Origin of the sequence: Cellulomonas sp. KRMCY2 (genome assembly GCF_000526515.1) — a bacterium.
Taxonomy (GTDB): domain Bacteria; phylum Actinomycetota; class Actinomycetes; order Actinomycetales; family Cellulomonadaceae; genus Actinotalea.
In genome coordinates, this window is the sequence record NZ_JAGF01000001.1 from 4428695 (window position 1) to 4442516 (window position 13822).

Below are 13822 nucleotides of genomic sequence, written 5' to 3' on the forward strand. Positions count from 1 at the left end.
GTCGAGACGGGGCTACTGGCAGGAGTCGCACTGCAGGCGCTCCATCGGGTCCACCGGGCAGGTCACGCCGTCGACGGCGTCCGTCGCGTCCGCGAGCGCCGGAGCCGCCGTCGCCGCCGCGATCGCGTCCAGCACGACGTCGGGCGCGGGCGCCACCGTCGCCCGACGGCCGAAGCCGAACCCCGCCTGCGGCGGTCGCGTCGTCCCTGGCGCGCCGGTCGGCGCGGCGGACCCTGCGAGCGCGCCGTTGCCTGCGGCCGTGCGGGCGTGGGCCTTGTTGACCCGGACCGTCGACTGCTCGGCCGTGTGCCGCGGCTTGACGTGCAGGTAGTACGTCGTCTTGACCCCCCGCTCCCAGGCCGCCTGGTACAGCGCGGCCATCTCCCCGACGTCCCGCGACGCGAGGTAGATGTTGCGGCTGATCGCCTGGTCGACCCACTTCTGGGCCCGGGCCGCGACCTCGACGAAGGCGTACGGGGAGAGCTGGAAGGACGTGCGGTAGACCGCGAGCAGGCGCGCGGGGATGCCGGGGATCGCCGAGAGGTCGCCCTGTGCGGCGAGCAGGTCGTCGCGAACCCGCTCCCACATGCCCAGGGCCTGCAGGTCCCGGACCAGGTTGCGGTTGATCTCGAGGAACTTCCCGGAGCTGGTGGTCCGGGCGAAGATCTGGGAGAACTGCGGGTCCAGGCCCGGTGTGGTGCCGGCGACCAGGCCGATGGTCGCCGTCGGCGCGACGGCCATCAGGGTCGAGTTGCGCATCCCACCGGCGACCTTGGCCCGCAGGGTGTCCCAGTCGAGCCGGGTGGTGCGGTCGACCTGCACGGGCACCCCGCGGTCGGCCTCGAGCCGGGCGATCGTGTCGTACGGGACCAGGCCCTGTGACCAGCCCGACCCGGCGAACGTCTCGTAGGGGCCCCGCTCGCGGGCCAGATCAGCGCTGGCGTCGATCGCGTGGTAGCTGATGAACTCCAGCAGCTGGTCGACCAGCTCGTAGGCCTCGGTGGACTCGTAGGCGTACCCGAGGCGCTCGGTGAGGTCGGTGAAGCCCATGACGCCCAGCCCGACGGCGCGGTTGGTGCGGTTGGCTCGCTCGGCCTCCGGGACCGACGAGAGCGTGATGTCCACGAGGTTGTCGAGCTGGCGCACGGCCAGACGTGTCGTGGCCCGCAGCCGGTCCCAGTCGATCTCGCCGCCGGCCAGGTGCGCGGCGAGGTTGACCGACGCCAGGTTGCACACGGCGATGGTGTCGCGGTCCTGCGGCAGGCAGATCTCGGTGCACAGGTTGGACAGGTGGATGGTCCCGGTGTTGGTGTTCAGCGCCCGCGAGTTGATGGTGTCCTTCCAGGTCAGCCACGGGTGCGAGGTGGTCTGCAGGGAGATGAGGATCGCGGTGTACTGCTCGCGGGCCCTCATCCGGCGGAAGCGGCGGATCCGGCCGGCCTGGGCGTCGGCGACGTAGGCCTCGTAGCGCCGGGAGAACGCGTCGCCGGTCAGCTCGACCAGGTCGGGGGTCTCCGCCGGGTCGAAGAGGTACCAGTCCGCGTCCGCGGCCACGCGCTTCATGAACTCGTCGGAGATCCACACGGCGGTGTTCGCGGTGCGGGCACGCCGGTAGGGGTCGCCGGAGCTCTGCCGCAGGTCCAGGTACTGGGCGAAGTCCAGGTGCCAGTTCTCCAGGTAGAAGCACAGCGCGCCGAACTTCTTGCCGCCTCGCGAGATCGCCCGCAGCGTCGAGTCGATGGTGTGCATGAAGGGGATCGGGCCCGTCGATGTCGTGTTGTTCGAGCGGATCGGCGACCCCTCCGAGCGCAGCTTGGACATCGACAGACCGATCCCACCGGTCCCCTTCGTCAGCCACATGACATTGCGGACCGAGCCGGCGATGTGCTCGATGTCGTCGTCGACCTGCACGACGAAGCAGTTGGACAGCTGCGGCGTGGGCGTCCCGGCGTTCACCAGGGTGGAGCCCGCCGGGAGGTAGTCCAGGGCCGCGATCGCCCGGTAGAGGTCCGTCGCCGTCCGGGTGGGGCTCGGCTCGTTGAGCGACAGGCCCATGGCCACCCGCATCCAGAAGTACTGCGGCACCTCCAGGGGCACGCCGTCCCGGCCGGTGAGCATGTAGCGGTTGCGCATCGTGACCGTGCCGATGTACCGGAGCGCCTCGTCGTGGCGGTGGTCGATCACGGCCGCGAGGGCGTCGAGGTCGAAGGTCGTGGCCAGGCGCTGGTCGAGCAGCCCCTGTTCGACGGCGTCGCGGATGTAGCCCGGGAACCGCGCCTGGTGCAGCAACGCCAGCTCGACGTCGGTGTCGAAGTCCCCCAGGACGCGCTTGTGGACCACCTTGAGCAGGAGGCGCACAGCGATGGTGTCGAAGTCGGGGTCGTCCTTGATGTTCTGCACGGCGACGGCGACCGCAGCCTCGTCAAGCTGCTCGGTGGTGATCCCGTCGAACAGGGTGATCGCGAGCTCACTGGCGACCTGGGTGACCTTGGCGATCCGGTCCGGCAGGCCGACGGCGGCGCGCTCGATCGCCCGGTTGATGCGGTCGGCGTCGTACGGCTCGCGACTCCCGTCCCGCTTGGTGACGTGGACGCCGGCGGGCGTCGGCGGGGCCGCGGTGCTCGGGGCCGTTGCGCTGGGGACGGCGGTGCTCGGGGTGGCGGTGCGGGGGTCGGCGAGGGTCAACGTGGTCTCCCGGAGGTACCGGCGGTGGTGCCGGAGCCCAGGGGAACGACGACGCGACGCACGAGGCGCACGTCCGACGAGCCCGCCCGAGAGGCGCCGGAACCGACGCACGCCGGCGGCGCGCGTACCGACGGCAGGTCTTCGGACTCGTGGGCGTCCTGCTCGCTCCTACCGGCCGTCGCTTCCCGGGCTCACACCCAGTGCTTCATTGACGGCTGTCGTTCCCACTCACCGCTGCGGGGCAGTCCCGGACTCGCACCGGGTTCCCTGTTGCCTCACCCGACCCGGAGGGCGGATGAACCGTTGGCGTCATCAGACTACCCCCATGCACCCCATCGGACACAAGATGTAGTAGCCCGGCGCGCCTTGTCCTACCAGATGTGACCCGCCCGCACGGTACGACGGCTCAGCCCGGTACGTCAGTGCTGATGACCCTCGTGCCCGTGGTCGTGACCCTCGTGCCCGTGGTCGTGGCCGGCGTGCGCGTTGCCGTCGGCCCCGGAGGACGCCGCGGCGCGCTGCGCCTCGAGCTGGGTGCGGATGTCGTCCATGTCGAGCGCCTTGACCGCCGTGATGACCTGCTCGAGCGCGGCCTGGGGCAGCGCGCCGGGCTGGCTGAAGACCAGGATGCCCTCGCGGAACGCCATCAGGGTCGGGATCGAGGTGATGTTCGCCGCTGCGGCGAGGCCCTGCTCCGCCTCCGTGTCGACCTTCCCGTGCACCACGTCGGGGTGGATCTCGGACGACGCCTCGAAGACCGGACCGAACTGGCGGCACGGACCGCACCACGCGGCCCAGAAGTCCACGAGCACGATGTCGTTGCTCGTCACGGTCTCCTCGAAGGCCGCCTCGGTGAGCGCGACGGTGGGCATGGCAACATCCTCTCGACGATCCAGGCTGGTTCTCCGTCGTCAACGCCACGAGCCCGGAGGTATTCCCCCCATGTCGCCGACCGTAGGCTCGCCTTCATGACCGAGACCGCTGACTACCCGACCCCCGACGGCTGGCTGACCGACGCCCAGCTCCGCGTGGCTCGGTCCCACCTCCCGCTGCTCTACGTCGACGCCGTGCCGGTACGGGTCGACGAGAGCGGCGACGTCGTGGCCGTCGGTCTGCTGCTCCGGGTCAACGGGGCCGGGATCATGACGCGTGCCCTGATCTCCGGTCGCGTGATGTACCACGAGCGCGTCCGCGACGCCCTGCTGCGCCACATCGAGAAGGACCTCGGGCCGGTGGCGCTGCCGCAGATCCCCACGTCGCCCCAGCCGTTCACGGTCGCCGAGTACTTCCCCACCCCGGGCATCACGCCCTACCACGACCCTCGTCAGCACGCCGTGTCGCTCGCCTTCGTGGTCCCGGTGGCCGGCGACTGCGAGCCGCAGCAGGATGCCCTCGACCTGGCGTGGCTGACGCCGGAGGAGGTCTGCGGCGAGCGCGTGCAGACGGAGATGACCGGTGGCCACGGCTACCTGCTGCGGCAGGCGATGGCACACGTCGGCCGGATGGCCTGACCGGCACGGCGTCGCGAACCCCGTGGTGCTCCCCGAGCACCCGGGCCCGTCCGTCAGCCGAGCGCGAGCTCGGGCCAGTGCGCCAGGTCGCGGCGCAGCGCCCGATCGTGCGTCGCGACCACGACGGCGGCGCTCGTGGCCACCAGGGCGGTCGTGAGCTCGTCGACCAGGGCGACCGACAGGTGGTTCGTCGGCTCGTCCAGGAGCAGCACGTGCGGGGCCGCGAGCAGCGCGCACGCCAGCTCGAACCGTCGGCGCTGCCCGGCCGAGAGCTCGCCTAGCGGCCGCTCGAGGTCCTCCTCGGTGAGGAGGCCCAGCGCCGCGACCGGGACCAGCCGATCCGGGTCCAGCCGACCGGCGGCGAGCAGGTCGAGGGCGTGCGTCGCGTAGGCCTCGAAGCCTGAGATGTCCCGGCGCTCGCGCGGTGCGCGCTGCGCGGCGTCCGGTACGCCGTCGTCCTGGGCGACGAGACCGAACCGGACCCCGTCGGCCACCGTCCGCACGCCCCGGGCCGGCACCAGCAGACCCGCGAGCACCGCGAGCAGGGTCGACTTGCCCGATCCGTTCGGCCCGGTGACCAGCAGCCGGCCGCAGGCCGGCAGGTCGATCCGCACACCCGGCAGGTCGAGCCGGCCAGGGACCTGGACGCCACGCACCTCGAGCAGCGGGTGCGCCGGATCTGCGGTGGGCGGCAGTGCGGGCAGGTCGGGGAAGGCGAGCTCGAGCGGCGGGACGGGGATCTCGACGGCCTGCGCCTCGAGCCGCTCGATCAGCCGGTCGGCCGCCTTGACGTGGACCCGGGCGTGGGTGGCCCGGCGGTGCGGGCGGCTGCCCCTGGGTGGGCGCCACTCGTCGGACAGGCCCTCGTACGCGTCGTCGAGCCGCTCGGCAAGGGCTGCGGCGCGCTTGCGCTCGGCTGCGTACCGGGCCCGCCACCGGCGCAGCGCCGCGGTGCGCTGGAAGCGGTAGGCCGCGTAGCTGGACTCCCCGTAGAGGGTCGGCCGACCGTCGACCGACGGGTCCAGGTCGAGGATGGCCGTCATCACGTCGTCGAGCAGCCGACGGTCGTGCGTGACGATCACCACGACACCGCGCCACGCCCGCAGCTGGTCGGTGAGGAAGTCGATGCCGGCGACGTCCAGGTGGTTGGTCGGCTCGTCGAGCAGCAGGACGTCGCACCGCTGGGCGATCCGGCAGGCCAGCCGGACGCGGTAGCGCTCGCCGACCGACAGGGACGCGAGCTCGCGCCCCAGGTCCCTCGGCGCACCGAACCGGGTGAGCGCCTCGTCGGCCCGCCGGTCGGCGTCCCAGAGGGCCAGCCGCTCGGCCCGGGCCAGCGCTCTCACGAGCCGGTCCTGCGCTGCGTCGAGTTCACCACCGACGTGCGCGTCGTGCGCGGCGCCGAGCCGGTCCACCGCAGCCGTCGCGCGCTCGAGCTCCGCGGCCGCCGCGTGCGAGTCGCGCAGCGCCTGCGCGACCATGTCACCGACGGTCACTCCCGGGGCGACCGGCAGCTCCTGGGCGACTGTCGCCACGGACCCGGCGACCCGCACCTCGCCCGACGTCGGGACGAGCTCACCGGCCAGGACCCGCAACAACGTCGTCTTGCCCGTGCCGTTCTCGCCGACGAGGCCCACGCGTGAGCCGGCGGCCGCGGTGAAGGTCACCCCGGACAGCACCGGCCGCCCCGGGTAGCCGACGGCGAGGTCCCGGACCACCAGGTGCACCGACGGCGGGCCGACCGGGCCCTGGCCGTGCGGCCCGCCGTCGACGGGCACGCCGGTCAGGTCAGCCTCGCGACGATCACCGGGGCGAGCGCGCGGAATGCCCGGCCCCGGTGCGAGATCGCGTTCTTCTCGTCCGGGGTCAGCTCCGCGCAGGTCAGCACCTGACCGGCGGCACGGGCCGGCTGGAGGTCGGGCACCAGCACCGGGTCGTAGCCGAAGCCGGCGGCCCCGCGCGGAGCGGTCGCCAGGATGCCGCGCAGGACGCCGGTCTCGACGTGCTCGAAGCCGTCCGGCGTGACCAGCGCCGCGGCGCAGGTGAACTGCGCCCCACGGTGGGCCGGCTGCACGTCGGCGAGCTGGGCCAGGAGCAGGGCGAGGTTGGCGTCGTCGTCGCCGTGCCGGCCGGACCACCGGGCCGAGAAGATCCCCGGCGCCCCACCGAGCACGTCGACGCACAGCCCGGAGTCGTCGGCGACCGCCGGCAGCCCCGTGAACGCCGCGAGCGCACGCGCCTTGATCAGGGCGTTCTCGGCGAAGGTCACCCCGTCCTCGTGCGGCTCCGGGGCACCGACGTCCGCGGCGCCCACGATCGCGTCCGGGTCGAGCCCCGGGGTCGTCGGGGCGAGGATGGCGCGCAGCTCGGCGACCTTGTGCCGGTTGTGCGTCGCCAGCACCAGGCGCGGCCGTGCCGTGCTCACGAGCCCTCGGCCAGCGCCTGCACCTGGAGCCGGGTCAGCTCGGCTGTGCCGCCGACGGCCAGGTCGAGCAGCACGTCGAGCTCACGCCGGTCGAACGGCGCCTTCTCGGCGGTGCCCTGGACCTCGACGAACAGGCCGTTGCCGGTCACCACGACGTTCATGTCGGTCTCGGCCCGGACATCCTCGACATACGGCAGGTCGAGCATCGGGATGCCGTCGATGATCCCGACGCTCACCGCAGCGACCGAGTCGGTCAGCACCGGCCGGGTACCGCCGATCTTGCCGTGGCGCCGGCCCCACGCGACCGCGTCGGCGAGCGCGACATAGGCGCCGGTGATCGCTGCCGTGCGGGTCCCGCCATCGGCCTGCAGGACGTCGCAGTCCAGCACGATCGTGTTCTCACCCAGGGCCTTGACGTCGATCACCGCGCGCAGCGAGCGACCGATCAGACGCGAGATCTCGTGCGTGCGGCCACCGATGCGGCCCTTGACGGACTCCCGGTCGCTGCGGGTGCTGGTCGAGCGCGGCAGCATCGCGTACTCGGCGGTGACCCACCCGGCGCCCGAACCCTTCTTCCAGCGCGGGACGCTGTCGGTGAACGAGGCTGCGCACAGCACCCGGGTACGGCCGAACTCGATCAGCACGCTGCCCTCGGCGGCGTCGAGCCAGTTGCGCGTGATGGTGACGGGCCGCAGCTCGTCGGGGCGGCGGCCGTCGGCGCGCAGCACGGTGGGGGGGATCGCAGAGGTCATGCCCACGACCCTAGGCGACGTCAGAGCACCACGACGAGACCGGGCCGCGCGCTGTCGATCGGGCCGGAGTAGACCTCGCGCGCCTCGGCCCGCGCCACGTCGCGCTCGTTCCAGGCGGGGATGTGCGTGAGCACGAGCCGCCGGGCACCACCGGTCGCTGCCGCCTGCCCGGCGCGACGTCCGGTCAGGTGGATGCCGCGCACCGCGTCGTCCCGACCCTCGACGAAGGCCGCCTCGGCGACCAGCAGGTCCGCGCCGGTCGCGAGCTCGTCGAGCCCGACGCAGGCGTCGGTGTCCCCGCTGTAGGCGATGGTGACCGTCCGTGCCGGATCGTCGTGCGACGGGCCGTGCACGCGCACGCCGTACGCCGGGACAGGGTGCTCGACGGCGACCGGGACGAGGGTCATCGGACCGACCCGCACCGGGCGACCCGGCTGCCACGGGTGCACCGCGAGGTGCTCGGTCAGCGACTCACCCGGCTCGAGGCCGTACATGTCGCCGAGCCTCGAGGCCGTCCCGAACGGTCCGTGCACCGGCATCGGGGTGCGGCGCGCGGGTCGGCACGGGTCGCTCGGCCGGTACTTGAGGTAGACGTACAGGCCGCACACGTCGGCGACGTGGTCAGGGTGCAGGTGGGTCAGGCCGATCGCGTCGATGTCGCTCGGGTCGCACAGCCGCTGGAGCGGGCCGAACGCACCACTGCCGAGGTCCAGCACCACGTTCCAGGTGCGTCCGGCGGCGTCGTCGGCCTGCACGAGGTAGCAGGACGCGGCGGAGTCCGGCCCCGGGAACGACCCGGCGCAGCCCACGACTGTCAGCTTCATCGGTCGCTCACCGCAGGCTCGCGGCAGCCTCGACCGAGAGCACCTCGGGACCCAGGAACCGGCGGGCGAGGGTCGCGAACGACGTCGCGTCACCGGTGGCGACGAAGCGGTGCACCGGCGGCCCGGCGAGCGGGTCGCGTTCCAGATCGTGCGCCACGAGCGTGCGGAAGACGTCCTTGGCGGTCTCCTCGGCGCTCGAGACGAGCGTGACGTCCTCGCCCATCACGTAGGAGATGACGCCGGTGAGCAACGGGTAGTGGGTGCAGCCCAGGACCAGGGTGTCGACGCGGGCCGCGCGGATCGGCGCGAGGGACGTGCGGGCGATCTCGAGCACCTCGGGACCGGACGTCCGCCCCGCCTCGACCAGCTCGACGAACTGCGGGCAGGCATGGGAGGTGATCGTCAGACCCGCCGCGACCGCGAACGCGTCGTCGTAGGCCCTGGACTCGATCGTGGCCTTGGTCCCGATCACGCCGACCCGCCCCGTCCGGGTCGCCGCTGCGGCGCGCCGCGCAGCCGGCAGGATGACCTCGACCACCGGCAGGCCGCGACGTTGGGTGTACCGCTCCCGCGCGTCGCGGAGCACGGCGGCGGAGGCCGTGTTGCAGGCGATCACGAGCATCTTGACCCCGGCGTCGACGAGGTCGTCCATGACCTCGAGGGCGTGGGCGCGGACGGCGGCGAGGGGTTTGGGCCCGTAGGGGCCGTTGGCCGTGTCACCGATGTACAGGACGGACTCGTTCGGGAGCTGGTCGAGGACGGCCCGGGCAACCGTCAGACCACCCACACCGGAGTCGAAGATGCCGATCGGTGCGTCGTTCACGGCCCTGAGCCTAACGGCGCGCAGACCGTGCGCAGACCCTCACACGTCCGGCGGTGCGTCCGGCGGTGCGTCCGGCGGCGCGTCCGGCGGCGCGTCCGACCGCGCGTCCGACCGCGCGTCCGACCGCGCGTCCGGCGGCACGTCCGGCAAGGCTTCGAGCATCAGTTCGACGAGCGACTCCTGGAGGATGCTCAGGACCACGTAGACGGTGGCGAGGAACCGCCGGGCGTCGAGGTCGCTGACCACGCCCGAGCGGTCCTGGGCACGTGCCGAGGCACCCTGCTGGTCCTCGTCCAGGACCTCGACGGTCTCCGGCCGCTCCAGGGTGGCGAGCCGGTAGAGCGCGTCCGAGTCGACGTCGCTGCGGACCCCGAGACGCTCGGAGAGCACCAGCCGGAGGTCGTTCAGTGCCGCAGCGACCTGGGCACCCTCGCTCGCCACGACCAGCAGGTCGGGCTGCGCCGCGTCGACGGCCGCCCGAAGGCGCAGCAGGTTGCCCACCTTGGTCGTGCGCAGGTCGGCCTCGGTGAGCCGGCGGAACTCGGCAGCGACCTCCGGGTCCTCCCGCGACGCGTCCGGCAGGAGTCGGCGCACAGCCGGGTCCTGCGGCGGCGTGCGGAGCGGTGCCCCGAGCCGGACGACGTCGAGCGGGTTGCGCTCACCGGCCGGGTCGGCGTCGACGACCGCGCTGCCGCCGAGGAGCACGACGACGTCGTCGACCAGGTCGAGCAGCACGGCCCGCTCGGCGGCGTCCAGCCGCGTGACGTACCCGGCGCCGGACCCGGCCGGCTCGAAGGTCCCGTTCACCGGCTCACCGGCCCGACGCGTGCACGGTGGCCCACAGGCCGAAGCCGTGCATGGCCTGCACGTCGGTCTCCATCCGCTCGCGGGACCCGTGCGAGACGGTCGCCCGTCCCTCGTTGTGCACCTGGAGCATCAGCCGCTCGGCACGATCCTGCGGATAGCCGAAGTAGCTCCGGAAGACGTACGTCACGTAGCTCATCAGGTTCACCGGATCGTTCCAGACGATCGTGACCCAGGTGTCGGCCGTGCCGAGATGCTCCAGCGTCCCGACATCCTCCAGCGGAACGGTCGAGACGACGACCGGACCCACCATCGTTCGCACCCCACCACTGTAGGCAGGACCGGGCGCGCGGCGGTCCAGCCACCGGTGCGCGCACGCGCGCAGTCACCCGACACCCCTACCGTGTCCCCATGAGCGCAGAGCTGCCCTCGACCTCGACCGCCCTGATGACCGACCGCTACGAGCTGACCATGCTCGAGACGGCCCTGGCCGACGGGACCGCGAACCGGCACTGCCTGTTCGAGGTCTTCACCCGCCGGCTGCCGCCCGGCCGCCGCTACGGGGTGCTGGCCGGGACGGGGCGCGTGCTCGAGGCCCTGGCCGAGTTCCGCTTCGGTGACGACGAGCTGGCCTTCCTGTCCCGCAACGGCGTCGTGGACCGGGCGACGATCGACCACCTCGCGGCGTTCCGGTTCACCGGGTCCATCACGGGCTACGCCGAGGGTGAGACCTTCTTCCCGCACTCCCCCGTGATGGTCGTCGAGGGCACGTTCGCCGAAGCCGTGATCCTGGAGACGGTGATCCTGTCCATCCTCAACTACGACTCGGCCGTCGCCTCGGCGGCCTCCCGGATGACCGGTGCGGCCGTCGGGCGCCCGTGCCTGGAGATGGGCAGCCGGCGCGCGCACGAGCAGGCCGCCGTCGCAGCGGCCCGCGCCGCGGTCGTCGCAGGGTTCGCCGGGACGTCCAACCTCGAGGCCGGACGCCGATACGGGCTGGCGACGATCGGCACCGCCGCGCACTCCTACATCCTGCTGCACGACGACGAGGCGACCGCCTTCGCGGCCCAGGTCGCGACCCAGGGTGTCGGCACGACGCTGCTGGTCGACACGTACGACGTCCCGCAGGGAGTCATCAACGCCGTGGCGGCGGCCGGGACCGGGCTCGGCGCGGTCCGGATCGACTCGGGCGACCTGACCTCGCTCGCGATCGAGGTCCGCGCCCAGCTCGACGAGCTCGGCGCGACCGGGACCCAGATCGTCGTCAGCTCGGACCTCGACGAGTACTCGATCGCCGCGCTGGCCGTCGCGCCCGTCGACTCCTACGGCGTCGGCACGTCGGTCGTGACCGGCTCCGGTGCACCGACCTGCGGGATGGTCTACAAGCTCGTCGCCCGCGAAGGGCGCGACGGCGTACTCGCGCCGGTGGCCAAGGCCTCGACCCGGAAGACGAGCACGGGTGGCCGCAAGAACGCCGGACGGCGGGTGGATCAGGCCGGCCGCGCCCTGGAGGAGGTCCTCGTCACCGGACCGGACCAGGCCGTGGCGACCTGGGCGCCGGAGCACACCGAGCTGCGGCCGCTGCATGTCCCGCTCGTGGCGGGCGGCGCGATCGACACCCGGTGGACCGGGACCAGCGGTGTCCAGCTCGCCGTCGAGCGGCATCGCGCCTCACGGGGCGAGCTGCCCCGTGGCGCCCGTCGGCTGTCCGCCGGCGACCCCGCGCTGCCGACTGTCACGCTCCGGCTCGAGCGCTGACGTCGGGACCACCGGGGTCCGGACGGACGGACGTCCGGGTACCGAGGGTCTCCCCTGGGCGCCCGGACGTCCGTGGCGTGCTGTGGGCGGCGTGCGGTGTGCGTGTGCTTGGTGTCGCTAGACGCGCGCCCGACCGCGCCCGACGAGGCCGAGGATGAGGCTCAGCACCAAGACGGCGATTCCGATGTAGACCAGGGTCTGTCCAACACCACCAAAGCCGACGATGATCAGGACAACTCCGACGAGCAGGATGATCAGCCAGGTAGGCATGCTCGGTCACCTTTCGGTCGGCCGTCGAGGGGGTCAGGACGGCATCTCTTGGGATCGACCGTTGCAGAAGTTGTTCAGTCCCGCATCCCGAGAGGGCTCCGGTGGCGGACCTCGCAGAACCCTGGTATCAGACCCCACGCACGTTCGCTGACCTGCGGTGCTGCGAGGCGGCCGAGCGGAGAACGCGTCAGCGCCGGGAGACGAACCAGTCCCGGACGAGCGCCATCCTGGCCTCGATCTGCTCGGCACTCGCGAGTGCGACCTCCGGGCCGCCGCGCTGTCGGCGCAGCTCGGTGTGCACCGAGCCGTGCGGCTGACCGCTGCGCCGCGCCCAGGCTCCGACCAGGGTGTTGAGCTCCTTGCGCAGCTCGGTCAGGCGGCGGTGGTCGACCACCGACGCGGCGGCCTGCCCGCCCCGGGCCCGGCGTCCGGTGACCTGGTCGGCCTGGCGTTGCCGCAGCAGCGTGGTGACCTGATCGGCGTCGAGGAGCCCGGGCAGCCCGAGGAAGTCGAGCTCCTCCTGGGAGCCGACGTCGGCCCCGGTGCCGAACTCGCCGCCGTCGAAGAGCACCCGGTCGAAGGTCGCCTGGGCGTCGAGCGCCTTGAACGAGCCGGCGATGCCGTCGGCCCCCACGGCATCCGGTCCGTCGGCGTTCAGGTTCGCCTGGGCGAGCAGGCCGTCCTCGAGGTTCAGCTCACCCTCGTCCTGGATCGGACGGTCCAGGGCGTGGTCGCGCTCGAGCTCGAGGGTTGCGGCGAGCGCGAGGAGCTGCGGGACGCTCGGCAGGAAGACCGAGGCCGTCTCCCCTCGCCGCCGGACCCGGACGAAGCGACCGACTGCCTGGGCGAAGAAGAGCGGCGTGGCCGTGGACGTGGCGTAGACGCCGACGGCCAGCCGGGGCACGTCGACCCCCTCGGAGACCATCCGCACGGCGACCATCCACCGCGTCGTGCTGGTGGCGTAGGCCTCGATCCGCTCGGACGCGCCGTCGTCGTCCGAGAGCACGACGGTCGCCGGTTCCCCGGTGATCCGGCGCAGGTGCGAGGCGTAGGCGCGGGCATCGGCCTGATCGGTCGCGATCACCAGTCCCCCGGCGTCCGGCACGGCCCGGCGGACCTCGGAGAGCCGCTTGTCCGCCGCTGCCAGCACGGCGGGGATCCACTGCCCGTCGGGGGCCAGCGCGGTCCGCCAGGCCTGTGCGGTCATGTCCTTGGTCATGTCCTCGCCGAGGCGGGCACTGACCTCGTCCCCGGTGCGGGTCCGCCAGCGCATCTGCCCGCTGTACGACAGGAAGATCACCGGCCGCACCACGCCGTCGCGCAGGCCGTCGCCGTAGCCGTAGATGTAGTCGGCGACCGACCGTCGGATGCCGTCGGCGTCAGGCGCGTAGGTCACGAACGGGATGGCAGCCGTGTCCGAGCGGAACGGCGTACCGGTCAGGGCCAGCCGCCGGGTCGCTCCCTCGAAGGCCTCGCGGACCGCATCGCCCCAGGACAACGCGTCCCCGCCGTGGTGCACCTCGTCGAGGATGACCAGGGTCGGTGCCGCGGCGGTACGCGCGGCGTGCAGCGCGGGCTTGCTCGCGACCTGCGCATAGGTGACCGCGACACCGTCGTACTCGGCACCGTGCCGCCCCTGGCTGTTCCGGAAGGTCGGGTCGAGGCGCACGCCGACGCGCGCCGCCGCGTCGGCCCACTGCCGCTTGAGGTGCTCGGTCGGGGCGACCACGGTGACCCGGCGGACCACGCCGCGCGCGAGCAGGTCCGTGGCCACCCGCAGCGCGAACGTCGTCTTGCCGGCGCCGGGCGTCGCGACGGCGAGGAAGTCACGCGGGTCCCGGGCCTCGTACGCCGCCAGCGCAGCGGTCTGCCACGCGCGAAGCTTGTCGGCGGTGCCCCAGGGCGCGCGGGCCGGGAAGGCCGGCGACAGGTGCGAGGCCGCCACGGCCGACGGAGCCGAGACGGCCCCG

Annotated in this window: 13 protein-coding genes and 1 riboswitch; of the genes, 2 read left to right on the forward strand and 11 right to left on the reverse strand. The window is 72.9% G+C overall.

Annotated elements, in window-relative coordinates; genetic code table 11:
* Positions 1–12 precede the first annotated feature (12 nt).
* Together K415_RS0120865 and trxA are read right to left on the reverse strand one after the other, a co-directional pair.
* Positions 13–2541: a ribonucleoside-diphosphate reductase subunit alpha gene (locus K415_RS0120865; RefSeq protein WP_051481068.1), complete on the reverse strand. Its 2529-nt coding sequence runs from the start codon at positions 2539–2541 to the stop codon at positions 13–15.
* A gap of 258 nt (positions 2542–2799) precedes the next feature.
* Positions 2800–3005: riboswitch (cobalamin riboswitch) on the reverse strand.
* Positions 3006–3104: 99 nt separating this feature from the next.
* Positions 3105–3557: a thioredoxin gene (gene trxA / locus K415_RS0120870; RefSeq protein ID WP_024288959.1), complete on the reverse strand. Its 453-nt coding sequence runs from the start codon at positions 3555–3557 to the stop codon at positions 3105–3107.
* A 96-nt stretch (positions 3558–3653) separates the two neighbouring features.
* Between trxA and K415_RS0120875 the strand changes: the two genes are divergently transcribed.
* Complete coding sequence (locus tag K415_RS0120875) at positions 3654–4196, forward strand: NUDIX hydrolase family protein (protein WP_024288960.1); 543 nt, start codon at positions 3654–3656, stop codon at positions 4194–4196.
* Positions 4197–4249: 53 nt separating this feature from the next.
* Here K415_RS0120875 and K415_RS0120880 read toward each other — a convergent pair whose 3' ends face one another.
* From K415_RS0120880 to clpS, 7 genes are read right to left on the reverse strand one after another with little or no spacing between them, the layout of a single operon-like run.
* Positions 4250–5923: an ABC-F family ATP-binding cassette domain-containing protein gene (locus tag K415_RS0120880; RefSeq protein ID WP_024288961.1), complete on the reverse strand. Its 1674-nt coding sequence runs from the start codon at positions 5921–5923 to the stop codon at positions 4250–4252.
* A gap of 56 nt (positions 5924–5979) precedes the next feature.
* Positions 5980–6621, reverse strand: a complete 642-nt coding sequence (gene rdgB, locus K415_RS0120885) for an RdgB/HAM1 family non-canonical purine NTP pyrophosphatase (RefSeq protein WP_024288962.1) — start codon at positions 6619–6621, stop codon at positions 5980–5982.
* Positions 6618–7373, reverse strand: coding sequence for a ribonuclease PH (gene rph / locus K415_RS0120890; RefSeq protein WP_024288963.1), 756 nt, complete (start codon positions 7371–7373; stop codon positions 6618–6620). The genes rdgB and rph overlap by 4 nt, the downstream gene beginning before the upstream one ends.
* 20 nt (positions 7374–7393) lie before the next feature.
* Positions 7394–8197: an MBL fold metallo-hydrolase gene (locus K415_RS0120895; RefSeq protein ID WP_024288964.1), complete on the reverse strand. Its 804-nt coding sequence runs from the start codon at positions 8195–8197 to the stop codon at positions 7394–7396.
* A gap of 7 nt (positions 8198–8204) precedes the next feature.
* On the reverse strand, positions 8205–9020 hold the full coding sequence (murI, locus tag K415_RS0120900; RefSeq protein WP_024288965.1) for a glutamate racemase: 816 nt from the start codon (positions 9018–9020) through the stop codon (positions 8205–8207).
* Between the two features lie 39 nt (positions 9021–9059).
* A complete protein-coding gene (locus K415_RS22290) occupies positions 9060–9827 on the reverse strand; it encodes a DUF2017 family protein (protein WP_024288966.1) in 768 nt (255 codons plus the stop codon).
* Positions 9828–9831: 4 nt separating this feature from the next.
* Entirely contained in the window at positions 9832–10137 is a 306-nt protein-coding gene (gene clpS / locus K415_RS0120910) for an ATP-dependent Clp protease adapter ClpS (RefSeq protein WP_029664301.1), read from the reverse strand.
* A gap of 98 nt (positions 10138–10235) precedes the next feature.
* Between clpS and K415_RS0120915 the strand changes: the two genes are divergently transcribed.
* Complete coding sequence (locus K415_RS0120915) at positions 10236–11582, forward strand: nicotinate phosphoribosyltransferase (protein ID WP_024288968.1); 1347 nt, start codon at positions 10236–10238, stop codon at positions 11580–11582.
* A 117-nt stretch (positions 11583–11699) separates the two neighbouring features.
* Here K415_RS0120915 and K415_RS24390 read toward each other — a convergent pair whose 3' ends face one another.
* Entirely contained in the window at positions 11700–11852 is a 153-nt protein-coding gene (locus K415_RS24390; RefSeq protein WP_197024765.1) for a hypothetical protein, read from the reverse strand.
* Between the two features lie 187 nt (positions 11853–12039).
* Entirely contained in the window at positions 12040–13797 is a 1758-nt protein-coding gene (locus K415_RS0120925; RefSeq protein WP_051481070.1) for a DEAD/DEAH box helicase, read from the reverse strand.
* Positions 13798–13822 lie beyond the last annotated feature (25 nt).